This window comes from Enterobacter sp. BNK-13, assembly GCF_048685015.1.
Taxonomy (GTDB): Bacteria; Pseudomonadota; Gammaproteobacteria; order Enterobacterales; family Enterobacteriaceae; genus Enterobacter; species Enterobacter quasiroggenkampii.
The window spans coordinates 886,043-909,175 of the sequence record NZ_JBLQTP010000001.1 but is presented as its reverse complement, the minus strand read 5'-3'; the positions used below and the strand labels follow the sequence as shown (position 1 = coordinate 909,175).

The window sequence follows — 23,133 nt, the reverse complement described above, 5'->3', positions numbered from 1 at the left end:
TCATGTAGCACAGAGTGCAGTCCTGCGCGATAGCTGTTTCCGCAGGGTTGCCAGTTCTGCTATTATTGCCCTTATCCGTGGCCGAATTGCGCCACCATACTATTAAGTTTCAAGAGGTTATTTTACTCATGGCAATCATCGGCATTTTCTTTGGCAGTGATACCGGCAATACCGAAAATATCGCGAAAAACATTCAAAAACAGCTCGGTAAAGACGTTGCTGATGTGCATGACATCGCCAAGAGCAGCAAAGAAGATCTCGAAGGCTATGACATTCTGCTGCTGGGTATTCCGACCTGGTACTACGGTGAAGCCCAGTGTGACTGGGATGATTTCTTCCCGACGCTGGAAGAAGTGGACTTCAACGGTAAGCTGGTCGCCCTGTTTGGCTGCGGCGATCAGGAAGACTACGCCGAGTACTTCTGTGACGCGCTGGGTACCATCCGCGACATCATTGAGCCGAATGGCGCAGTGATCGTCGGCCACTGGCCGACCGCCGGTTACCACTTCGAAGCATCTAAAGGCCTGGCCGATGACGATCACTTCGTGGGCCTGGCCATCGACGAAGACCGTCAGCCAGAACTGACCGCAGAGCGCGTTGAGAAATGGGTTAAGCAGATCCGTGAAGAACTGCACCTGGACGATATTCTTAACGCCTGATTTTTCTCGCGGCGCAACGGCGGTTGCGCCCGTGCACCAGGTCAAACCGATTAAATTAATTGCTACAATCTTTTAACTTTTTCGCCCAGACCTGTACAATGTCTCCCTGATAAATGTGGTTTTCCATCGAGCAAGTTTGTTGGTGATACCCCATTTTTATAAGCATATTTTGCCTGAGACTTGCAGTTTTCATTTAGCCATGGCAGTTCTATAATGAGACGCATTATCCCAGGTGCATTTTCTGTCACTTCCTACAGAAGTGAATCGTTTAGCAACAGGACAGATTCCGCATGACTGACAACAATACCGCATTAAAGAAGGCTGGCCTGAAAGTTACGCTTCCTCGGTTAAAAATCCTCGAAGTGCTTCAGGGTCCAGACAATCACCATGTCAGTGCGGAAGACCTTTATAAACGTCTTATCGACATGGGTGAAGAGATTGGGCTGGCTACCGTCTATCGCGTGCTGAACCAGTTTGATGACGCGGGCATTGTCACCCGTCATAATTTCGAAGGCGGTAAATCTGTATTCGAACTGACCCAGCAGCAGCACCACGATCACCTGATCTGCCTCGACTGTGGCAAGGTCATTGAATTTAGCGATGATTCCATCGAAGCGCGTCAGCGTGAAATCGCCGCGCGTCACGGTATCCGCCTCACCAACCACAGCCTGTACCTTTACGGTCACTGCGCTGAAGGCGACTGCCGTGAAGATGACCACGCGCACGACGCAAAATAAGCGAGTATTCATACTCTGAGCCAGCCGCAAGGTTGGCTTTTTTTTGCCTGAAAAAAAGCCCGGTGACGCTGCGCTTACCGGACCTACGGGCTATGACACCTTAGTAGGCCCGGTAAGCGCAGCGCCACCGGGCGTAAAGCAACTTATTTATTGTTATTGCGTATATCGTTCCAGATCTTGTCGCAACGCTTCGCCACTTCCTGATCGTTACCGGTTTTACGCGCCTGGATACAGGCCTGATAATCCATCACCCGGACATTTTCCTGCGTCGCAAACTGCTCGTGCGCTTTTTCTTTCTTCAGCACATTCAGCACGCTCTGGCAGGCTTCAATTTTCTCCGGCGAGCCTTCCGCAGTATTAATACAGGCGCTGTAGGCCTCCCTGAGACGGGAGTCCTCTTTCGGTGCCTGAGTCTGGGCGCACGCCACCAGCCCCGATGCCAACAGCGCGACGATTACGATTTTTTTCATCATATGCAGTCTCCGGTCCGGCGGGAGCTGACCCGCCGGACGATTCATCAGAAGATGGTGAACGGTGCGATAACCATGAATTTCACGTCACGTTCATCCTGGAAGATGTTGCCGTAACCGCCCGCGTAGCTCGGGATATCGGAGTGGTTGTCGTACTGGGTGAAGTGCAGTTTGAACATCGTGCCTTTCGCGCGGCCATCCTGCAGGGTATAGATTGCATCCAGGCTGTAGGAAGACTCTTTCAGGCGATAGTTTGGATCGTAGTAAGCATCCGGTGTTGCCATGTCGGCAGGTTTTGCATCCCAGGCGTAAGCGTAAGACGCGCCCACCGCCCAGCCAGGCAGGTTCCAGTTTTTCAGATCGTACATTGCGCCGAAGAAGACCGCTTTCTCACCGTCGGCGTTGAAGTCGGAGCGGTTATCCCACCAGATATCAAGACGACCGTTGGAGGAGGCGTAGGTCGGGGTCATACGCTGCAGGAAGTAGCCCTGCTGCCCTTCTGCTTTCACCCATGTGCCTTCAAGACGCAAATCAACCTGACCGACCTTGTAGCCAAAGGTGAGCGCCTGCAGCCACGCGGTGCCGTCGTAGATGTCGTTGACACCACCGTTACTGACTTTGTCGCGCGTACCGTAGAACTGGTAGCTGGTACTCAATGGGCTACCCGCGATATCGAACTTATAGCTGGCCTTGGCAAAGTATTGATCGATATACCCTTGCGCCTGGCCAAATGCCGCTTCGAGAACCAGATCGTTTTTGAAGTCGTATTTCGCCCCCAGCGAGTGGAGGTAATCGACCTTGGTTTTCTTATCGTTCTGGTAGAACTTGTCCATCTCAATGTGCCACGGTGCTTTGTACTCGTTGGTCCACATATAGGAGAAACTCAGCGCACCCGCATCGCCGTAGTCAAAGTTAGCCCCTGCTTCCGCACCCTGATAGGTACCCGGCATAAAGCTCCAGTGTGGGGCTAACAGCGTCTGGCCAGTTGGCTGAATATACCCCCCACGCGCCCAGACCGGGCCGTATTTGAATTTCGCTGCGGCTTTGTAAAGGCTGATACCGCTCTTATCCCCGGACCAGTCTTCATCATAGGCTTTGTTGCTGGAGGAGAAGGCGATTTCGTTCGGGTGGCCGCTGTCGCCGTTTTCCGCCATTTCGATCGCGGTGAACGCGGCAATATCCAGACCGAACATATCCGCGGCGTAGCCTGACTGGAAGTCCAGGTTGGCGTTCCAGGTGGAGTGCGAGAGGTTGGTTTTGTATTTATCTTCAGTGACGTCTTTACGGTCACGCTCACGCTGCCAGTAATAAATACCGCCCGTGAGGGTAGAATCTTCGATGAAACCCGCTGCTTTTGCCTCTGGCGCAATCACCAGGCCCGACATTGCTGTCACACCGGCAATAGCCAGCGCCAGCGCACTACGTTTGCCACTGAACGTACGCATAGATTATTCCTCTTTGACGAATTAAAACGCCTGAAACGGCGTAAATAAAAAAGACCAAATGGTCAGGGGTAGTTTTAAATACCCTCGAATTAACTACCGTCTTTAGGTTATTTTTCGCGACGCGAATTATCAATGCTTTTCAGCGGGCAAAAGTCAGGATTATGACGAAGTGCACATAATTGGTAGTGCTTTGTAACATTTACAGGAAGGCGAGGAATGACGGGTAATTCTCAGGTTTTTCAGTGGCCAGGCGCGGGATCGCTTTCCTTTTTTATCACCTTTTTAATTTTGGCAATGATACAAACTTTTTTTTAAAAAATAAGTAGCACCTCATTGACCTGTTATTTTCAGAACGCCTCTTTAGTCCCTGGCTTAATACTCTGATCGTTAAATAAAAAAACGCCGCATAATGCGGCGTTTGTCTCTCATTGACCAGAACAGGAATATTATTCGCCGATCTTCGTCCAGGTATCACGCAGGCCTACGGTACGGTTAAATACCGGTTTTTCCGCCGTGCTGTAACGGCTGTCCAGGCAGAAGTAACCTTCACGTTCGAACTGGAACGCTTTGCCCGCTTCAGCCGCTTTCAGGGACGGCTCCGCATAACCCTGCTTAATCACCAGCGATTCCGGGTTGATGGTCGCCAGGAAGTCTTCCGCCGCACCTGGGTTAGGCACGCTGAACAGACGATCGTAAAGACGGATCTCGACCGGCAGCGCGTGGGTTGCGCTCACCCAGTGGATAACGCCCTTCACCTTGCGGCCATCCGCCGGATCTTTACTCAGCGTCTCAGCGTCATAAGAACAGAAGATGGTGGTGATATTCCCTTCCGCATCTTTTTCAACGCGCTCGGCTTTGATGACGTAAGCATTACGCAGACGTACTTCTTTACCCAGCACCAGACGCTTGTACTGCTTGTTGGCTTCTTCACGGAAGTCAGCGCGGTCAATCCAGATCTCGCCGCTGAACGGCACGTCACGGCTTCCCATTTCCGGTTTGTTCGGATGGTTAGGCATGGAGACCAGTTCGCTCTCGCCCTGCGGATAGTTCTCGATGACCAGTTTCACCGGATCGATAACGGCCATCGCGCGCGGGGCGTTTTCGTTGAGATCTTCGCGAATGCAGGATTCCAGAGAGGCCATCTCAATGGTGTTGTCCTGCTTGGTCACGCCGATACGCTTGCAGAATTCACGGATTGACGCCGCGGTGTAACCACGACGGCGCAGACCGGAGATGGTCGGCATACGCGGGTCATCCCAGCCTTCAACGTGCTTGTCGGTCACCAGCAGGTTCAGCTTACGCTTGGACATCACGGTGTATTCCAGATTCAGACGAGAGAACTCGTACTGGCGCGGATGCACCGGAATGGTGATGTTATCCAGCACCCAGTCGTACAGACGACGGTTGTCCTGGAACTCCAGTGTACACAGCGAGTGGGTGATGCCTTCCAGCGCATCGCTGATGCAGTGGGTGAAGTCGTACATCGGGTAGATGCACCACTTGTTGCCAGTCTGGTGGTGTTCAGCGAACTTAATACGATACAGCACCGGATCGCGCATTACGATGAACGGCGATGCCATGTCAATTTTGGCACGCAGGCAGGCTTTGCCTTCTTCGAAACCACCGGCGCGCATTTTTTCAAACAGCGCCAGGTTCTCTTCCACGCTGCGATCGCGGAACGGGCTGTTTTTGCCCGGCGCGGTCAGCGTACCGCGGTACTCACGGATCTCATCTGCAGACAGTTCGTCAACATACGCCAGACCTTTGTTGATAAGCTCTACCGCGTAGGCATACAGCTGATCAAAGTAGTCAGAGGAGTAGCAGATATCGCCAGACCAGTTGAAGCCCAGCCATTGCACGTCATTTTTGATGGACTCAACGTATTCGATGTCTTCTTTTACTGGGTTGGTGTCATCGAAACGCAGGTTGCACTGTCCCTGGTAGTCTTGCGCAATGCCAAAGTTCAGGCAGATGGACTTCGCATGCCCGATATGCAGGTAGCCGTTCGGCTCCGGCGGAAAACGGGTATGAATTGTGGTGTGCTTACCACTGGCCAGATCTTCATCGATGATCTGACGAATAAAGTTACTCGGGCGGGCTTCAGCCTCACTCATCGTGGATTCCTCAAAGCGTAAACAACGTATAACGGCATATGATCTTATAAGCCGGACGTAGTGACAACCCTTAGTTACGGAAAATACGTATCAGATGAAAATAATGGGGGCTTTTGCTGCAAAAAAAAGCGGCGGAGGATATCCCCCGCCGCTTAAGGCATGACTCTACTCAGGAGCGATTACTTGCCTTTAATCTCGTACAGCGGGGTTTGACCCGCAACAACCTGACCTTTCGCCTGGATGACCAGACCGCTGAAGTCGTCGATGTTGCTGCAAACCACCGGGCTAATCATGGAACGCGCGTTGGCATTCAGGAAGTCCAGATCCATTTCCAGAATCGGCTGCCCGGCCACCACTTCAGCGCCCTCTTCCACCAGGCGAGTAAAGCCCTGACCATTCAGCGCAACGGTATCGATACCCATGTGGACAACGATCTCCGCGCCCTTTTCGGTTTCGAGGCAGAACGCGTGGTTGGTGTTGAAGATTTTCACGATGGTACCGGCCGCCGGAGACACCACGGTTTTATCCGTTGGTTTCACCGCCACACCGTCACCGACCGCTTTGCTGGCGAACGCTTCATCAGGTACCTGCTCAAGGTCAACCACGTCACCCGTTACCGGAGAGACCAGCGCGGCCACCGTCACGGCGTTAGGCACGGCCTGTGGCTTCGCTACCGGGGCAGCCGTCGACGCAGGTGCGCTGTCGGTTGACGCCGCCGCGACCGGTCCACGGGCAACCACTTTTTTCATTTCGTCACCGATGGATTCCGCTTTGGCACCCACGATAACCTGGATAGTTTGTTTGTTCAGTTTAACCACGCCCGATGCACCAAGGCGTTTACACATTGCGTCGCTGACGCGCGCAGAGTCACCCACCGTCAGACGCAGACGGGTGATGCAGGCATCAATGGCTTTCAGGTTGTCAGTCCCCCCGACGGCAGCGATATAGCTGGTCGCCAGCTGAGTCAGACCCTCTTCGGTATTGCTGTTGGCTTCGTTGGTGACCACTTCGTCTTTGGTGTCTTCGCGGCCCGGCGTTTTGAGGTTAAACATACGAATAACCGCAGTGAACAGCACGAAGTAGATGACGAAGAAGACCAGACCCATTACCACCAGCATCCAGACGTTCTTGCTTGCCGCCGGCAGGTTGTACATCAACACGTAGTCGATCGCGCCTGCAGAGAAGGAGAAGCCAGCATGGATACCCAGCAGGGTCGCCACAAACAGGCTGATACCGGTAAGCACCGCATGCATGAGGTACAGCACCGGCGCCAGGAACATGAACAGGAATTCCAGCGGCTCGGTTACGCCGGTCAGGAACGCGGTAATCGCAACGGACAGCAGCATGCCGCCAACCATTGGGCGACGCGCTTTTGGCGCAGCCAGGTACATTGCCAGCGCAGCGCCCGGCAGACCAAACATCATGATTGGGAAGAAGCCAGACATGAACATGCCTGCGGTGCCGTCACCCGCGTAGAAGCGGTTGATGTCGCCGTGGAATACGGTGCCCGCAGCATTGGTGAACTCACCAATCTGGAACCATGCGATAGTGTTCAGCACCTGATGCAGACCGGTTGGGATCAGCAGACGGTTGATAAAACCAAAGATACCTGAGCCCACTGCACCCGCTGAAACAATCCACTCACCGCCCGCATGGATCGCATGCTGTACCGGTGGCCAGACGTAGCCAAAGATAGCGGCCAGAACCAGACAGAAGAAGCCCGTCGCGATTGGCACGAAACGTTTGCCGCCAAAGAAACTCAGGAAGTCTGGCAGCTTAATGTTTGCCCAGCGGTTGTACACAGCACCACCGACCAGACCGGTAATGATACCTGCCAGCACGCCCATGTTGATTTCTGGGTTAATCGTTACCATCGCTTTCGTCAGGATGAAATAACCGACTGCCCCTGCCAGCGCTGCAGCACCCGCGCTGTCTTTTGACCAGCTTGAGGCAACACCGATGGCGAAAATCAGCGCCAGGTTGTCAAAAATAGCACCGCCAGCCTGAGCAATAAACGGTACGTTAAGAAGATCGGGTTGCCCGAATCGCAGCAGCAACGCTGCAACCGGTAGCACGGCGATAGGGAGCTGCAAAGCCCTACCGAGGCGCTGGAAAAAACCTAAAATATTCATCCTATTCCCCCTACGAGACCCGTTTTTCAGGCTCGCGCATAAACTATGTTTTTATTGTGTCACGAACGATAGATACCGTTGATAATTCACTGGCAGTCTGAGTGTGTGAAAAATTAATTCGTATCGCAAATTAAACACCTATTTTTTGTGATTTTTGTCACCAAATATCGTATTCAGCCCTCCCTTACACTGGCTAACAGCGAAAACTTATTTTATCATTCAAAAAATCAAGGCGGATTGATCCGGCCTGAAAGTTTCCAGGTTACGCTTTAGTATCAGGTTCCGAAGCCATCCGCCCACTCTTCTACTTAAACTTTGAGGTGAACAATGAGACTGATTCCCCTGGCAACTGCTGAACAAGTCGGTAAATGGGCCGCTCGCCATATCGTAAACCGCATTAACGCGTTCAAGCCGACCGCCGATCGTCCTTTCGTTCTTGGCCTTCCGACCGGCGGCACGCCGCTGACCGCCTACAAGGCGCTGGTTGAGATGCATAAAGCAGGCCAGGTTAGCTTCAAACATGTTGTGACCTTCAATATGGATGAATACGTTGGCTTACCGAAAGACCATCCGGAAAGCTACCATAGCTTTATGCACCGCAATTTCTTTGATCACGTTGATATCCCTGCTGAAAATATTAACCTGCTGAATGGAAACGCGCCGGATATTGACGCAGAATGCCGTCAGTATGAAGAAAAAATCCGTTCCTACGGTAAAATCCACCTGTTCATGGGTGGCGTAGGTAATGATGGTCATATCGCGTTTAACGAACCGGCGTCCTCTCTGGCTTCTCGTACCCGTATTAAAACGCTGACCCATGACACGCGCGTGGCAAACTCCCGCTTCTTTGACGGTGACGTTAACCAGGTTCCAAAATACGCCCTGACCGTAGGCGTAGGCACCCTGCTGGATGCCGAAGAAGTGATGATTCTGGTGCTGGGCGGCGTGAAAGCGCAGGCGCTCCAGGCTGCTGTTGAAGGCAACGTTAACCATATGTGGACCATCAGCTGTCTGCAGCTGCATCCTAAATCAGTCATCGTCTGCGACGAGCCGTCCACGATGGAGCTGAAGGTTAAAACGCTGAAATACTTCAACGAGTTAGAAGCCGAGAACATCAAAGGTCTGTAATTGAATAACCGCCTCTTTCTCAAGAGGCGGCCGCTTTTTTTAACCGGGGGTCGTTATGTACGCTTTAACCCACGGTCGGATTTATACCGGCCATGAAATTCTGGATGACCACGCGATTGTTATCGCGAATGGCCTGATTGAACGTGTTTGCCCGCTGGCAGAACTGCCGCCGGAGATTGAACAGCGCTCACTCAATGGAGCAGTAATCTCCCCCGGTTTCATCGACGTACAGCTCAACGGCTGCGGCGGTGTGCAATTCAATGATACCGCCGATGCGGTAACGGTAGAAACGCTGGAGATCATGCAGAAAGCCAACGAGAAATCGGGCTGCACCAGCTATCTGCCGACGCTCATCACCAGCAGTGATGACCTGATGAAGCAGGGTATCCGCGTGATGCGCGAATATCTGGCCAAACACCCAAATCAGGCGCTCGGTCTGCACCTTGAAGGGCCATGGCTGAACATGGTCAAGAAAGGAACGCATAACCCGGATTACGTGCGTAAGCCCGATGCGGAGCTGGTTGACTATATGTGTGCCAACGCCGATGTGATCACCAAAGTGACGCTGGCACCGGAAATGACCGGCACGGACGTCATCAGCAAGCTGGCCGCCGCCGGAATTGTGGTTTCAGCAGGCCACTCAAACGCCACGCTGAAAGAAGCGAAAGCCGGTTTCCGCGCGGGCATTACCTTCGCGACGCACCTGTATAACGCCATGCCGTATATCACGGGGCGTGAACCGGGTCTGGTCGGGGCGATTCTGGATGAGCCAGACGTCTACTGCGGCATTATTGCTGACGGCTTACACGTCGATTACACCAACATTCGCAATGCCAAGCGGCTGAAAGGTGACAAGCTTTGCCTGGTGACGGACGCTACCGCGCCGGCAGGTGCAAATATTGAGCAGTTCATTTTTGCCGGTAAAACAATATACTACCGCAATGGACTGTGTGTGGATGAAAACGGTACGCTGAGCGGTTCCTCTTTGACCATGATTGAAGGGGTACGTAACCTGGTTGAGCACTGCGGGATTGCGCTTGAGGAAGTCCTGCGCATGGCAACCCTTTATCCGGCGCGCGCAATCGGCGTGGATAAACAGCTCGGCGGAATTGCACCAGGTATGGTTGCAAACCTGACGGCATTCACACACGATTATAAAATTATTAAGACCATCGTTAATGGTAACGAGGTCGTCACTGAGTAAGTAAAAGTATGACACCTGGCGGACAAGCTCAAATCGGTAATGTCGATCTCGTTAAACAACTTAACAGTGCGGCGGTGTATCGCCTGATTGACCAACACGGACCCATCTCGCGGATTCAGATAGCCGAACAAAGCCAGCTTGCTCCCGCCAGCGTGACAAAAATTACCCGCCAGCTCATTGAGCGCGGTCTGATCAAAGAAGTCGATCAGCAGGCCTCCACCGGGGGCCGCCGCGCCATCTCTATTATTACCGAAACCCGCAATTTCCAGGCGATTGGTGTCCGGCTCGGCCGTCATGACACCACGCTCACGCTGTACGATCTGAGCAGCAAAGCCATTGCGGAAGAGCATTATCCCCTTCCGGAACGCACCCAGGAGACGCTGGAGCATGCGCTGCTGAATACTATCGCGCAGTTTATTGAAAGCTGTCAGCGTAAGATCCGCGAACTCATCGCCATCTCGGTGATACTGCCCGGTCTGGTCGACCCGGAAAGCGGCGTGATCCGCTATATGCCGCACATTCAGGTTGAAAACTGGGGGCTGGTCGACGCGCTGGAAAAGCGCTTCAAAGTGACCTGCTTTGTGGGCCATGACATCCGCTCTCTGGCGCTGGCAGAGCACTACTTTGGTGCGAGCCAGGACTGCGAAGACTCTATTCTGGTGCGTGTCCACCGCGGTACGGGCGCAGGCATTATCTCTAATGGCCGAATCTTTATTGGTCGCAACGGTAACGTCGGTGAGATCGGCCACATTCAGGTTGAGCCCCTCGGGGAACGGTGCCACTGCGGCAACTTTGGCTGCCTTGAAACCATCGCCGCCAACACGGCCATCGAGCAGCGCGTTCGCCATCTGCTTGAACAGGGTTATCAAAGCCGCGTCACGCTGGACGACTGCAAGATAGGCACCATCTGCAAAGCCGCTAATAAAGGCGACGCGCTGGCCTGTGAAGTGATCGAGCAGGTGGGGCGCCATCTGGGGAAAACCATCGCCATCGCCATTAACCTGTTTAACCCACAAAAAGTGGTGATCGCCGGTGAAATTGTGGAAGCGGAAAAGGTGCTGCTCCCCGCGATTGAAGGCTGTATTAACACCCAGGCGCTGAAAGCATTCCGCCAGAATCTTCCGGTGGTTCGTTCAAAGCTTGACCATCGTTCGGCGATTGGCGCGTTCGCGCTGGTCAAACGCGCCATGCTCAACGGAATTCTGCTCCAGCATTTGCTGGAAAGTTGATCGGACCTTATAGTAACGCCTTCTTTTTTTAATGTCGGACTGTCCATGACCATTAAGAATGTAATTTGTGATATCGACGGCGTGCTGATGCACGACAACGTTGCCGTGCCGGGTGCTGCGGAGTTTCTTCACCGCATCATCGACAAAGGAATGCCTCTGGTTCTTCTCACGAACTACCCTTCTCAGACCGGTCAGGATCTGGCAAACCGCTTTGCCACGGCAGGGGTCGACGTCCCGGACAGCGTGTTTTATACCTCGGCGATGGCCACGGCGGATTTTCTGAAGCGTCAGGAAGGGAAAAAAGCCTACGTGGTGGGTGAAGGTGCGCTGATCCATGAACTATACAAAGCGGGCTTTACCATCACCGACGTCAACCCGGACTTTGTGATTGTGGGTGAAACGCGCTCCTACAACTGGGAGATGATGCATAAGGCATCCTTCTTTGTGGCTAACGGCGCGCGCTTTATTGCGACCAACCCGGATACCCACGGTCGTGGTTTTTATCCGGCCTGCGGTGCGCTGTGTGCCGGTATCGAGAAGATCTCCGGGCGCAAGCCGTTCTACGTCGGCAAGCCCAGCCCGTGGATCATCCGTGCCGCACTCAACAAGATGCAGGCCCACTCAGAAGAGACCGTGATTGTCGGCGACAACCTGCGCACCGATATTCTTGCCGGTTTCCAGGCTGGCCTGGAGACGATTCTGGTCCTGTCAGGCGTCTCTCAGCTTGATGACATTGACTCAATGCCATTCCGTCCAAGCTGGATTTACCCCTCCGTCGATGAGATTGACATCATCTGATACCGAACCACGCCTCAGGGCGTGGTTTTTTATTTTCTCGCCTGCAAAACATGGTCACATCTAAAGAAAAAGCGTTTTCATTGCATAATCATCAATAAAAGCACTCATGACATAAGCATTTTTCACCGATCCGCAACCACCATTGCACTATTTCCGTTTTCACCCGTAAAACGCTTGCGCGCCCTGCCCCTTTGCGGCATTTTCATAAGCAAGCAACATTACAAAGCAACAGGGTTAACGGAGAAGGTTATGTGTTCAATTTTTGGCGTACTGGATATTAAAACTGACGCAGGCGAACTGCGTAAAAAGGCACTCGAACTGTCCCGCCTGATGCGCCATCGCGGACCGGACTGGTCAGGCGTTTACGCCAGTGACAAAGCGATTCTGGCTCACGAACGTCTGTCTATTGTTGACGTCAACGCCGGTGCACAGCCGCTGTATAACGAGAAAAAAACGCACGCGCTGGCTGTCAACGGTGAGATCTACAACCATCAGGCGCTGCGCGCCGAGTACGGCGACCGCTACGCGTTCCAGACCGGGTCCGACTGTGAAGTGATCCTGGCGCTGTATCAGGAGAAAGGTCCTGAGTTCCTGGACGACCTGCAGGGTATGTTTGCCTTTGCCCTGTACGACAGCGAAAAAGACGCTTACCTGATTGGCCGTGACCACATCGGTATTATCCCGCTGTACATGGGCCACGATGAACACGGCAACTTCTACGTTGCCTCTGAAATGAAAGCCCTGGTGCCGGTCTGCCGCACCATCAAAGAGTTCCCGGCGGGCAGCTACCTGTGGAGCAAAGACGGCGAGATCCGTCCATACTACCAGCGTGACTGGTTCGATTACGACGCGGTAAAAGACAACGTCACGGACAAAGCCGAGCTGCGTCAGGCGCTGGAAGATTCCGTGAAAAGCCACCTGATGTCAGACGTACCTTACGGCGTGCTGCTCTCTGGCGGTCTGGACTCCTCCGTGATCTCCGCAATCACCAAGAAATTTGCGGCTCGTCGCGTGGAAGATCAGGAGCGCTCAGAAGCCTGGTGGCCACAGCTGCACTCCTTTGCCGTGGGCCTGGAAGGCGCGCCGGATCTGAAAGCCGCGCAGGAAGTCGCAAACCACCTCGGCACCGTGCACCATGAAATTCACTTCACCGTGCAGGAAGGCCTGGATGCGATCCGCGATGTGATCTACCACATCGAAACCTATGACGTGACCACCATCCGCGCTTCAACGCCGATGTACCTGATGTCGCGTAAGATCAAGGCGATGGGCATCAAAATGGTGCTCTCCGGTGAAGGTTCTGACGAAGTGTTTGGTGGCTACCTGTACTTCCATAAAGCGCCAAACGCCAAAGAGCTGCACGAAGAGACCGTGCGTAAACTCCAGGCGCTGCATATGTTTGACTGCGCGCGTGCCAACAAAGCGATGTCGGCATGGGGTGTCGAAGCGCGCGTGCCGTTCCTGGATAAGAAATTCCTCGACGTGGCGATGCGCATCAACCCGCAGGACAAGATGTGCGGCAACGGAAAAATGGAAAAACATATCCTGCGTGAATGTTTTGAATCCTACCTGCCAGCGAGCGTGGCATGGCGTCAGAAAGAGCAGTTCTCCGATGGCGTAGGCTACAGCTGGATCGACACCCTGAAAGAGGTGGCGGCGAAACAGGTTTCTGACCAACAGCTGGAAACCGCAAGCTTCCGCTTCCCGTACAACACGCCGGGATCGAAAGAAGCGTATCTCTACCGTGAAATCTTTGAAGAATTGTTCCCGGTACCGAGCGCTGCGGAGTGCGTACCGGGTGGCCCGTCCGTCGCCTGCTCGTCTGCCAAAGCGATCGAATGGGATGAATCGTTCAAATCCATGAACGATCCGTCAGGACGTGCGGTAGGCGTTCACCAGTCAGCCTACAAATAATCGTGCATTTCATCATCAGGCCCTGCGGGGCCTGATTTTTTTTGCCCCGCTTTTGCACAGCTAAAACCGATTAATAACCAATAATTGCCGAATATTCGGTCACGCTGTTCGCAACCTAACCAAACAGTCACATTCCGGCTATTTTCGTTGAAAAAGGTGTTGACGCTGCAAGGGTCTATACGCATAATGCGCCCCGCAACGCCGATAAGGTAACGCGAAAAAAGATGGCTACGTAGCTCAGTTGGTTAGAGCACATCACTCATAATGATGGGGTCACAGGTTCGAATCCCGTCGTAGCCACCATCTTTTTTGCGGGAGTGGCGAAATTGGTAGACGCACCAGATTTAGGTTCTGGCGCCGCAAGGTGTGCGAGTTCAAGTCTCGCCTCCCGCACCATTCCCGGGTAAGCGTTGCACGGATGGGGTATCGCCAAGCGGTAAGGCACCGGTTTTTGATACCGGCATTCCCTGGTTCGAATCCAGGTACCCCAGCCATATTTCTTCGATTTTGCGGTTCTCCGCGGTATTGGGGTATCGCCAAGCGGTAAGGCACCGGTTTTTGATACCGGCATTCCCTGGTTCGAATCCAGGTACCCCAGCCATCGAAGATTGCAGTACTGGCTACGTAGCTCAGTTGGTTAGAGCACATCACTCATAATGATGGGGTCACAGGTTCGAATCCCGTCGTAGCCACCAAATTTAGATTATCGATGTTGTTCGGTAATGAAAAAAAATTGTTGGGGTATCGCCAAGCGGTAAGGCACCGGATTCTGATTCCGGCATTCCGAGGTTCGAATCCTCGTACCCCAGCCAATTTAAAAAAGTCGTTAAGCAGCTTGTTTAACGCAATTGGGGTGTCGCCAAGCGGTAAGGCTCTGGTTTCTGATACCAGCATTCCGGGGTTCGAATCCCTGCACCCCAGCCACTTAGTAACAAAAAAGCCCGCTCTGCGGGCTTTTTTGTTTTTGTACAAAATTGTGCGGCCTGATCCCCCCTCACCCTAACCCTCTCCCCAAAGGGGCGAGGGAAAAGTCGGAGCAAAGATTAAAGTCCGAGGGCGTACTTCAGGGCCTGACGCTTCAGGCCACCGGCGCGTTCCGCTGCCATCAGGCCTATGTTACGCAGAATACGCACCGGGGCTACGTCATTGCTAAACCCGGCATAGAACAGATCCATTCCCGACTGCATGAGGAAGTTATCTGCCATACGCCGCGTCTGATAACGCTTCAGCACCTGATGACTGGCCCAGTTTTCCGCGTGTCCGCGGGCGCTGCCCAGCACATCCAGTAAGGCATCGACGTCACGATACCCCAGGTTCACGCCCTGCCCGGCCAGCGGATGAATGGTGTGTGCCGCATCCCCCACCAGCGCTAAGCCTTCGCGGGCATACTGCAACGCATGACGGCGCGTAAGCGGGAACGCCCCGGCGGCGACCGGCGTGACGTGTCCCAGACGGCTCGGGAAGTGCAGCAGAATTTCGCGCTGCAGCTGTTCCATGTTCATTCCCTGCAGCTGGCGAATGCGCGCCGGTTTGTCGTACCACACCAGCGACGCCCAGTTATCGAAGAGCGGTAAAAAGGCGTGCGGGCCGTTCGGCGTAAAGTGCTGCCAGGTGCTTTCACCCGGCGCATTCTCGCACCTGGCGGTAATCAGCATACAGGACTGTTCATACTGCCAGGCATGAACCCCGATCCCCGCCATCTGTCTGACCTGCGAGTTAGCGCCATCCGCCCCGATGACCAGCTTCACGGACAGCTCATCGCCGCTGTCGAGCGTCAGTAGATAGCCGCTCTCGTGAGGATGCAGCGCCTTAAGCGACGCAGGAACGCGCAGCGTCACCTTCGGGTGCGCCTCCAGCGCCTGCCAGAGCGCCAGCTGGAGCACATTGTTTTCCACCATATAGCCCAGGCGCGGCAGCTTCAGCTCAGCTGCATCAAACGCGACGTGGGCATTTTCCCATTCCCAGGTTTCAAGACGGCTGTAAGGATGAGCGCGCATCGCCAGCACCGTCTCCCAGACGCCCAGCCCGCGCAGCAGATCGACGGACGACGCGCTGATAGCGGAAATGCGCACATCCGGTTTACTGGCGGGATCGTAGGCTGGCGGAGCCGCCTGTTCGATTACCGTTACCTCAAATCCCTGCTGCGCCAGCCCCAGCGCCAGCGCGCCGCCGACCATACCGCCGCCGACAACGGCAACTTCGGTGTGTTGGAGTGTCATGGTCAATTTTCCTTATTGGAGAATCCCTTAAGTTTACCGGATTTTTGCGGTCCTGAGACACACAACCTTCATACTGGTCACAACCCCACCAAAGCATTACAATACGCGGCTTGCAATCCTGAGCTGAGCAAGTCGATGACTAAAAAACTCCATATAAAAACCTGGGGCTGTCAGATGAACGAATACGATTCATCCAAGATGGCCGATCTGCTGGATACCACCCACGGATACCAGCTGACTGAAAATGCGAAAGAAGCCGATGTGCTGCTGCTGAACACCTGTTCAATTCGTGAAAAAGCGCAGGAAAAAGTCTTTCATGTGTTAGGCCGCTGGAAACTTCTTAAACGAAAAAATCCGGACCTGATCATCGGCGTGGGCGGCTGCGTCGCGTCGCAGGAAGGCAAGCTGATCCGCCAGAGAGCCCCGTATGTGGACATTGTCTTTGGCCCTCAGACCCTGCACCGTCTGCCTGAGATGATCAATCAGGTTCGCGGTAACCGTAGCCCGGTCGTGGACGTCAGCTTCCCGGAAATCGAAAAATTTGACCGTCTGCCTGAGCCACGTGCCGATGGCCCGACCGCCTTCGTCTCCATCATGGAAGGCTGCAACAAATACTGCACGTACTGCGTGGTGCCGTACACTCGTGGTGAAGAGGTCAGCCGCCCGGCAGATGACATTCTGTTTGAAATCGCGCAGCTTGCCGCGCAGGGTGTGCGCGAAGTGAACCTGCTGGGCCAGAACGTTAACGCCTGGCGCGGTGAGAACTACGACGGCACGACCGGCAGCTTTGCCGAGCTGCTGCGTCTGGTGGCCGCGATTGACGGCATCGACCGCATTCGCTTTACCACCAGCCATCCGATGGAATTTACCGACGACATTATTGACGTCTATCGCGATACGCCAGAGCTGGTGAGCTTCCTGCACCTGCCGATCCAGTGCGGCTCGGACCGCGTGCTGAACCTGATGGGCCGCCCGCATACGGTGCTGGAGTATAAATCCACCATCCGCAAGCTGCGTGAAGCGCGTCCGGATATCCAGATTAGCTCTGACTTTATCGTCGGCTTCCCTGGCGAAACCGCTGATGACTTCGAGCGCACCATGAAGCTCATCGGCGAAGTGAACTTTGACGTCAGCTACAGCTTCATCTTCTCCGCGCGTCCTGGAACACCGGCGGCCGATATGGTTGACGATGTGCCGGAAGAAGAGAAAAAGCAGCGTCTGTATATTCTGCAGGAGCGTATCAACCAGCAGGCCAACGCCTGGAGTCGCCGCATGCTCGGCACCGTTCAGCGCATTCTGGTGGAAGGCACTTCCCGCAAGAGCATTATGGAGCTCTCTGGCCGTACGGAAAATAACCGCGTGGTGAACTTTGAAGGCACCCCGGATATGATCGGTAAGTTTGTGGACGTCGAGATTGTCGAAGTGCTGACCAACTCGCTGCGCGCGAAGGTCGTCCGCACCGAAGACGAAATGGGCCTGCGTATCGCAGAGTCACCGCAATCCGTGATCTCGCGTACCCGCAAAGAAAACGATTCTGGCGTTGGGATTTACCAGCCCTAATCCTTCAGGCCTGCCTCTTTTGGCAGGCCTTGTATTTCCTCTCATCGCCCCCAATATCTTCCGCAACGCTTGCGCCTTTATTCTGTGGCGTGAATAATTTCGGTAATGACCGTTTTATTGCGCCGTGTGGCAGCGGGTCAGTTAATCAATCAAAGAGGAACAGTTTGAACATAGATACGCGTGAAATTAGCCTTGAGCCAGCAGACAACGCTCGCCTGCTGAGCCTGTGCGGGCCGTTTGATGACAACATCAAACAACTGGAGCGACGTCTGGGTATCGAAATCAATCGTCGCGATAATCATTTCAAACTCACCGGACGCCCTATCTGCGTCAACGCCGCTGCGGACATTCTGCGTAGCCTGTATGTCGACACCTCCCCCATGCGCGGCGAAATTCAGGATATCGAACCGGAGCAGATTCACCTCGCCATTAAAGAGGCGCGCGTGCTTGAGCAGAGCGCGGAGAGCGTGCCGGACTATGGCAAGGCGATCAACATTAAGACCAAGCGTGGCGTCATCAAGCCGCGTACGCCAAACCAGGCGCAGTACATCGCCAATATTCTCGACCACGACATCACCTTCGGCGTGGGGCCGGCGGGTACGGGTAAAACCTATCTTGCCGTTGCCGCTGCGGTCGATGCGCTGGAGCGTCAGGAGATCCGACGTATCCTGTTGACCCGCCCTGCCGTTGAAGCCGGTGAAAAACTGGGCTTCCTGCCAGGCGATCTAAGCCAGAAGGTCGATCCGTATCTGCGTCCTTTATACGATGCGCTGTTCGAAATGCTGGGCTTTGAGAAGGTCGAGAAGCTCATTGAGCGTAACGTGATCGAAGTGGCCCCGCTCGCCTACATGCGCGGCCGCACGCTGAACGATGCGTTCATCATTCTCGATGAGAGCCAGAACACCACCATCGAACAGATGAAAATGTTCCTGACGCGTATTGGCTTTAACTCGAAAGCGGTGATTACCGGCGACGTCACGCAGATCGATCTGCCGCGCAGCACCAAATCGGGCCTGCGCCACGCCATCGAAGTGCTGGCCGAGGTCGATGAAATCAGCTTTAACTTCTTCCACAGTGAAGACGTGGTACGCCACCCGGTGGTCGCGCGTATCGTTAACGCTTATGAAGCCTGGGAAGAGGCGGATCAGAAGCGTAAGGCCGAACTGGCCGCAGAACGTAAGCGCGAAGCGCAGGAGCAAGAACAGAAATGAGTCAGGTGATCCTCGATTTACAGCTGGCCTGTGAAGACAATTCCGGCATGCCAGATGAGGCACAGTTTCAGAAATGGCTGGATGCCGTTATCCCGCAGTTTCAGGAAGAATCAGAAGTCACGATTCGCCTGGTGGATGAAGCAGAAAGCCATGAGCTTAACCTGACCTATCGCGGGAAAGATAAGCCGACCAACGTGCTCTCTTTCCCGTTCGAAGCCCCACCGGGCATCGAGATGCCGCTGTTGGGCGATCTGATCATCTGCCGTCAGGTGGTTGAACAGGAAGCCAAAGAGCAGCAGAAACCCCTTGAAGCCCACTGGGCGCACATGGTGGTACACGGCAGCCTGCATCTGCTCGGCTACGATCATATCGAAGACGACGAAGCGGAAGAGATGGAGTCCCTCGAGACAGAGATAATGCTTGCTCTGGGCTATGAGGATCCGTACATTGCCGAGAAAGAATAGTCCGTCACCTGACTGACTCCCCTGCCGCCACGAAAGGACATCGCGTGGCGGTAAACGTTGAACTAACAAGAGAACCCTTAACAAACGCCATGAGCGACGACAATTCACACAGTAGCGACACGACAACCAGTAAAAAGGGATTTTTCTCCCTCATTCTGAACCAGCTTTTCCACGGCGAACCCAAAAACCGTGATGAACTGCTGGAGCTGATTCGTGATTCCGGGCAGAACGACCTTATCGACGAAGATACGCGCGAAATGCTCGAAGGGGTTATGGACATCGCCGACCAGCGCGTTCGCGATATCATGATCCCCCGCTCGCAGATGATCACCCTGAAACGTAACCAGACCCTGGACGAGTGCCTCGATGTGATCATCGAATCCGCCCACTCGCGTTTCCCGGTCATCAGCGAAGACAAAGATCACATCGAAGGGATTTTGATGGCGAAAGATCTGCTGCCGTTTATGCGCAGCGATGCCGAAGCCTTCAGCATGGAAAAAGTGTTACGCCAGGCCGTGGTTGTGCCGGAAAGTAAACGTGTGGATCGGATGCTGAAAGAGTTTCGCTCTCAGCGTTACCACATGGCGATTGTTATTGATGAATTTGGTGGCGTCTCCGGTCTGGTCACGATCGAGGATATCCTTGAGCTGATCGTGGGCGAAATCGAAGATGAGTATGACGAAGAAGAGGATATCGACTTCCGTCAGCTCAGCCGCCACACCTGGACCGTGCGCGCGCTGGCCTCCATCGAGGACTTCAACGACGCCTTCGGGACCCACTTCAGCGACGAAGAGGTCGATACCATTGGCGGTCTGGTGATGCAGGCCTTTGGCCATCTCCCGGCGCGCGGTGAGACCGTTGACATCGACGGTTACCAGTTCAAAGTAGCCATGGCCGACAGCCGACGTATTATACAGGTTCATGTCAGAACGCCGGACGACTCACCGGTGCCAAAACTGGAAGATTAATGTAAATGGCATTTGCCCCATTGCTTGAACGCCAGCGCGTCCGTTTGCTGCTGGCGCTGTTACTCGGAGCCAGCGGTACGCTGGCTTTTTCTCCTTACGACATCTGGCCTGCGGCCATTCTCTCCCTAATGGGGCTTCAGGGTCTGACCCTGAATCGTCGTCCGGTACAGGCTGCTGCTATCGGCTACTTCTGGGGACTGGGGCTGTTTGGCTCAGGTATTAACTGGGTCTACGTCAGCATCGCCCAGTTTGGCGGTATGCCGGGCCCGGTTAACGTCTTCCTGGTGGTACTGCTCGCCGCCTATCTCTCGCTTTATACCGGCCTGTTCGCCGGCATCCTTTCTCGCCTGTGGCCCAAAACCAGCTGGCTGCGCGTCGCCATTGCCGCACCGGTGGTCTGGCAAATCACGGAATTCCTGCGCGGCTGGGTGCTGACCGGCTTCCCGTGGCTGCAGTTCGGCTACAGTCAGATTGACGGCCCGCTCAAAGGCCTGGCGCCGGTCATGGGCGTTGAGGCCATTAACTTCCTGCTCATGGTGGTCAGCGGCCTGTTGGTCCTGGCGCTGGTCACGCGCGGCTGGAAGCCGCTGGTTGTGGCGCTGGTGCTGTTCGCTCTTCCCTTCCCGCTGCGCTATATCCAGTGGTTCACGCCTGAGCCCGCGCGCGCTATGCAGGTTTCCATGGTTCAGGGGAACATCCCGCAGTCCATGAAGTGGGACGAGAAAGAGCTGTTGAATACGCTGAAGATCTACGCCAACGCCACCGAAGAGGTGATGGGTAAATCGCAGCTGATTATCTGGCCGGAGTCTGCCATTCCCGATCTGGAGATCAACCAGCAGCCGTTCCTCAACATGATGAACGACCTGCTGCTCTCGCGTGGCAGCACGCTGATCACCGGGATTGTCGATGCGCGTCTGAATCAGCAGAACCGCTACGACACTTACAACACCATCATTACGCTCGGCAAAGACAGCGAATACAGCTACCACTCCACTGACCGGTACAACAAGAACCACCTGGTGCCGTTTGGTGAATTTGTGCCGCTGGAGTCGATTCTGCGCCCGCTGGCCCCCTTCTTCGATCTGCCGATGTCCTCCTTCAGCCGCGGACCGTACGTTCAGCCTCAGCTGCACGCGCACGGCGTTGCCCTGACGGCGGCCATCTGCTACGAAATCATCCTCGGCGAGCAGGTGCGCGATAACTTCCGCCCGGATACGGACTATCTGCTGACCATCTCTAACGATGCCTGGTTTGGTAAGTCAATCGGCCCGTGGCAGCACTTCCAGATGGCACGCATGCGCTCCCTGGAGCTGGCGCGTCCGTTACTGCGCAGCACCAACAACGGTATCACAGCCGTGATTGGTCCGCAGGGTGAAATCCAGGCCATGATCCCACAGTTCACCCGTGAGGTACTGACCACTCACGTCACCCCGACCACGGGGCTGACGCCATACGCCCGTACCGGCAACTGGCCGCTGTGGATCCTGACCGCGCTGTTCGGCTTTGGCGCGGTGCTGATGAGCCTGCGCCAGCGTCGTAAATAACCTTCCCTTCTGTTGCCGGGTGGCGGCTGCGCCTTACCCGGCCTACCTTCAACATTTCCGTTCCCGTAGGTCGGGTAAGGCGCAGCCGCCACCTGACAATTCCTTCCAGACTCCAATTCTGGCACGCCTATTGCTTTGTTTATTCAGGTAAACGCAGTTTGGCTTAACGTGCAACTTTGTCGCACCAGCGTAGATCATCGGTAGCACCGAAACGGTGCAACGGGAGATATTTGCCTCTGAATGGTGCGGCGCGCTTCGCAAAAATAAACAATAACGCAGCAAAATCTTTACATTAAGCCAGACTAAATGTTAACAAGCTTGCATAACACTGCACTCGCATTGCGCGAGATATAACAACATCACAATGGGTATCAATGCGTCTCTGGCGCTGATAAGAAAGGAGTTGGGTATGCAATTACGTAAACTGGCCACAGCAATGCTGGTTATGGGGATGTCTGCAGGCGTGGTTCACGCTGAAGATGCGCCAGCAGCAGGCAGCACTCTCGACAAGATTGCCAAAAACGGCGTCATCGTGGTCGGCCACCGTGAATCTTCTGTCCCGTTCTCTTACTACGACAACACGCAAAAAGTCGTGGGCTATTCACAGGATTACTCCAACGCTATCGTTGAAGCCGTGAAGAAAAAGCTGAACAAACCTGACCTGCAGGTGAAGCTGATCCCAATCACTTCACAGAACCGTATTCCACTGCTGCAAAACGGCACCTTTGATTTCGAGTGTGGCTCCACCACCAACAACCTCGAGCGTCAGAAGCAGGCTGCCTTCTCTGACACCATCTTTGTTGTAGGCACCCGCCTGCTGACGAAGAAAGGCGGTGAGATTAAAGACTTCGCTGACCTGAAAGGCAAAGCGGTCGTTGTCACCTCCGGTACCACGTCTGAAGTGCTGCTGCACAAGCTGAACGACGAGAAGAAAATGGATATGCGCATCATCAGCGCGAAAGACCATGGCGACTCCTTCCGTACCCTGGAAAGCGGTCGTGCCGTCGCGTTTATGATGGATGATGCCCTGCTGGCGGGCGAGCGTGCGAAAGCGAAGAAACCTGACAACTGGGATATCGTCGGCACCGCGCAGTCGAAAGAAGCCTACGGCTGTATGCTGCGTAAAGACGATCCGCAGTTCAAAAAGCTGATCGATGACACCATCGCTCAGGTGCAGACCTCCGGCGAAGCGGAAAAATGGTTCGACAAATGGTTCAAAAACCCGATTCCACCTAAAAACCTGAACATGAATTTTGAACTGTCTGACGACATGAAAGCGCTGTTCAAATCTCCAAATGACAAGGCTCTTAACTAATTAGAACAACAGGGGCGGGATC

General features: G+C 54.4%; 18 protein-coding genes and 7 tRNA genes. 20 read left to right on the top strand and 5 right to left on the bottom strand.

What is annotated here, in order from left to right; all coding sequences use genetic code 11:
• Positions 1 to 128 precede the first annotated feature (128 nt).
• Both fldA and fur read left to right on the top strand, forming a co-directional pair.
• Entirely contained in the window at positions 129 to 659 is a 531-nt protein-coding gene (gene fldA / locus ACMGGQ_RS04285; protein ID WP_008501067.1) for a flavodoxin FldA, read from the top strand.
• Positions 660 to 949: 290 nt separating this feature from the next.
• Positions 950 to 1,396 carry a ferric iron uptake transcriptional regulator gene (fur, locus tag ACMGGQ_RS04280; protein ID WP_014169146.1) on the top strand — a complete coding sequence of 149 codons (447 nt, stop codon included), beginning with the start codon at positions 950 to 952 and terminating at the stop codon, positions 1,394 to 1,396.
• Positions 1,397 to 1,539: 143 nt separating this feature from the next.
• On the opposite strand, the gene chiQ is transcribed toward fur, so the two are convergent.
• The 4 genes from chiQ to nagE form a co-directional block, all read right to left on the bottom strand.
• The gene (gene chiQ, locus ACMGGQ_RS04275) at positions 1,540 to 1,866 is read right to left on the bottom strand and encodes a ChiQ/YbfN family lipoprotein (protein ID WP_420290555.1); all 327 of its coding nucleotides are present in this window, start codon (positions 1,864 to 1,866) and stop codon (positions 1,540 to 1,542) included.
• Between the two features lie 47 nt (positions 1,867 to 1,913).
• Positions 1,914 to 3,311 (bottom strand): chitoporin ChiP, encoded by a 1,398-nt coding sequence (chiP, locus tag ACMGGQ_RS04270; RefSeq protein ID WP_023293022.1) that lies wholly within the window; start codon positions 3,309 to 3,311, stop codon positions 1,914 to 1,916.
• A gap of 446 nt (positions 3,312 to 3,757) precedes the next feature.
• Positions 3,758 to 5,425, bottom strand: a complete 1,668-nt coding sequence (gene glnS / locus ACMGGQ_RS04265; protein ID WP_045909581.1) for a glutamine--tRNA ligase — start codon at positions 5,423 to 5,425, stop codon at positions 3,758 to 3,760.
• A gap of 179 nt (positions 5,426 to 5,604) precedes the next feature.
• Positions 5,605 to 7,557 (bottom strand): PTS N-acetyl glucosamine transporter subunit IIABC, encoded by a 1,953-nt coding sequence (gene nagE / locus ACMGGQ_RS04260; protein WP_048226098.1) that lies wholly within the window; start codon positions 7,555 to 7,557, stop codon positions 5,605 to 5,607.
• A 327-nt stretch (positions 7,558 to 7,884) separates the two neighbouring features.
• Between nagE and nagB the strand changes: the two genes are divergently transcribed.
• From nagB to ACMGGQ_RS04200, 12 genes are all read left to right on the top strand, one after another.
• Positions 7,885 to 8,685, top strand: coding sequence for a glucosamine-6-phosphate deaminase (nagB, locus tag ACMGGQ_RS04255; protein ID WP_008501061.1), 801 nt, complete (start codon positions 7,885 to 7,887; stop codon positions 8,683 to 8,685).
• A 55-nt stretch (positions 8,686 to 8,740) separates the two neighbouring features.
• Positions 8,741 to 9,889, top strand: coding sequence for an N-acetylglucosamine-6-phosphate deacetylase (nagA, locus tag ACMGGQ_RS04250; RefSeq protein ID WP_023343588.1), 1,149 nt, complete (start codon positions 8,741 to 8,743; stop codon positions 9,887 to 9,889).
• An 8-nt stretch (positions 9,890 to 9,897) separates the two neighbouring features.
• Positions 9,898 to 11,118: a DNA-binding transcriptional regulator NagC gene (gene nagC / locus ACMGGQ_RS04245; RefSeq protein ID WP_021242995.1), complete on the top strand. Its 1,221-nt coding sequence runs from the start codon at positions 9,898 to 9,900 to the stop codon at positions 11,116 to 11,118.
• 45 nt (positions 11,119 to 11,163) lie between these two features.
• A complete protein-coding gene (gene nagD, locus ACMGGQ_RS04240; RefSeq protein WP_008501057.1) occupies positions 11,164 to 11,916 on the top strand; it encodes a ribonucleotide monophosphatase NagD in 753 nt (250 codons plus the stop codon).
• A 249-nt stretch (positions 11,917 to 12,165) separates the two neighbouring features.
• Positions 12,166 to 13,830 carry an asparagine synthase B gene (gene asnB / locus ACMGGQ_RS04235; RefSeq protein ID WP_021242994.1) on the top strand — a complete coding sequence of 555 codons (1,665 nt, stop codon included), beginning with the start codon at positions 12,166 to 12,168 and terminating at the stop codon, positions 13,828 to 13,830.
• A gap of 226 nt (positions 13,831 to 14,056) precedes the next feature.
• Positions 14,057 to 14,133, top strand: a tRNA-Met gene (locus tag ACMGGQ_RS04230).
• Positions 14,134 to 14,141: 8 nt separating this feature from the next.
• Positions 14,142 to 14,226 (top strand) — tRNA-Leu (locus tag ACMGGQ_RS04225).
• Between the two features lie 23 nt (positions 14,227 to 14,249).
• Positions 14,250 to 14,324, top strand: a tRNA-Gln gene (locus ACMGGQ_RS04220).
• A 32-nt stretch (positions 14,325 to 14,356) separates the two neighbouring features.
• Positions 14,357 to 14,431, top strand: a tRNA-Gln gene (locus tag ACMGGQ_RS04215).
• A gap of 17 nt (positions 14,432 to 14,448) precedes the next feature.
• Positions 14,449 to 14,525, top strand: a tRNA-Met gene (locus ACMGGQ_RS04210).
• 42 nt (positions 14,526 to 14,567) lie between these two features.
• Positions 14,568 to 14,642: transfer RNA gene (locus ACMGGQ_RS04205), tRNA-Gln, on the top strand.
• A gap of 37 nt (positions 14,643 to 14,679) precedes the next feature.
• Positions 14,680 to 14,754, top strand: a tRNA-Gln gene (locus tag ACMGGQ_RS04200).
• Positions 14,755 to 14,873: 119 nt separating this feature from the next.
• On the opposite strand, the gene ubiF is transcribed toward ACMGGQ_RS04200, so the two are convergent.
• Positions 14,874 to 16,049: a 3-demethoxyubiquinol 3-hydroxylase gene (gene ubiF / locus ACMGGQ_RS04195; protein ID WP_045909584.1), complete on the bottom strand. Its 1,176-nt coding sequence runs from the start codon at positions 16,047 to 16,049 to the stop codon at positions 14,874 to 14,876.
• Between the two features lie 135 nt (positions 16,050 to 16,184).
• Between ubiF and miaB the strand changes: the two genes are divergently transcribed.
• The 6 genes from miaB (at position 16,185) to ACMGGQ_RS04165 (ending at position 23,111) form a co-directional block, all read left to right on the top strand.
• Positions 16,185 to 17,609, top strand: a complete 1,425-nt coding sequence (gene miaB, locus ACMGGQ_RS04190) for a tRNA (N6-isopentenyl adenosine(37)-C2)-methylthiotransferase MiaB (protein ID WP_045909585.1) — start codon at positions 16,185 to 16,187, stop codon at positions 17,607 to 17,609.
• Between the two features lie 164 nt (positions 17,610 to 17,773).
• The gene (locus tag ACMGGQ_RS04185) at positions 17,774 to 18,820 is read left to right on the top strand and encodes a PhoH family protein (RefSeq protein WP_008501053.1); all 1,047 of its coding nucleotides are present in this window, start codon (positions 17,774 to 17,776) and stop codon (positions 18,818 to 18,820) included.
• Positions 18,817 to 19,284 (top strand): rRNA maturation RNase YbeY, encoded by a 468-nt coding sequence (ybeY, locus tag ACMGGQ_RS04180; RefSeq protein WP_008501052.1) that lies wholly within the window; start codon positions 18,817 to 18,819, stop codon positions 19,282 to 19,284. Before ACMGGQ_RS04185 ends, ybeY begins: the two co-directional genes overlap by 4 nt.
• Before the next feature lie 89 nt (positions 19,285 to 19,373).
• Positions 19,374 to 20,252: a CNNM family magnesium/cobalt transport protein CorC gene (corC, locus tag ACMGGQ_RS04175; protein WP_021242574.1), complete on the top strand. Its 879-nt coding sequence runs from the start codon at positions 19,374 to 19,376 to the stop codon at positions 20,250 to 20,252.
• Between the two features lie 5 nt (positions 20,253 to 20,257).
• Positions 20,258 to 21,796, top strand: a complete 1,539-nt coding sequence (lnt, locus tag ACMGGQ_RS04170; protein ID WP_420289637.1) for an apolipoprotein N-acyltransferase — start codon at positions 20,258 to 20,260, stop codon at positions 21,794 to 21,796.
• A 409-nt stretch (positions 21,797 to 22,205) separates the two neighbouring features.
• Positions 22,206 to 23,111: an amino acid ABC transporter substrate-binding protein gene (locus ACMGGQ_RS04165; RefSeq protein ID WP_008501049.1), complete on the top strand. Its 906-nt coding sequence runs from the start codon at positions 22,206 to 22,208 to the stop codon at positions 23,109 to 23,111.
• The last annotated feature ends 22 nt before the right edge of the window (positions 23,112 to 23,133 follow it).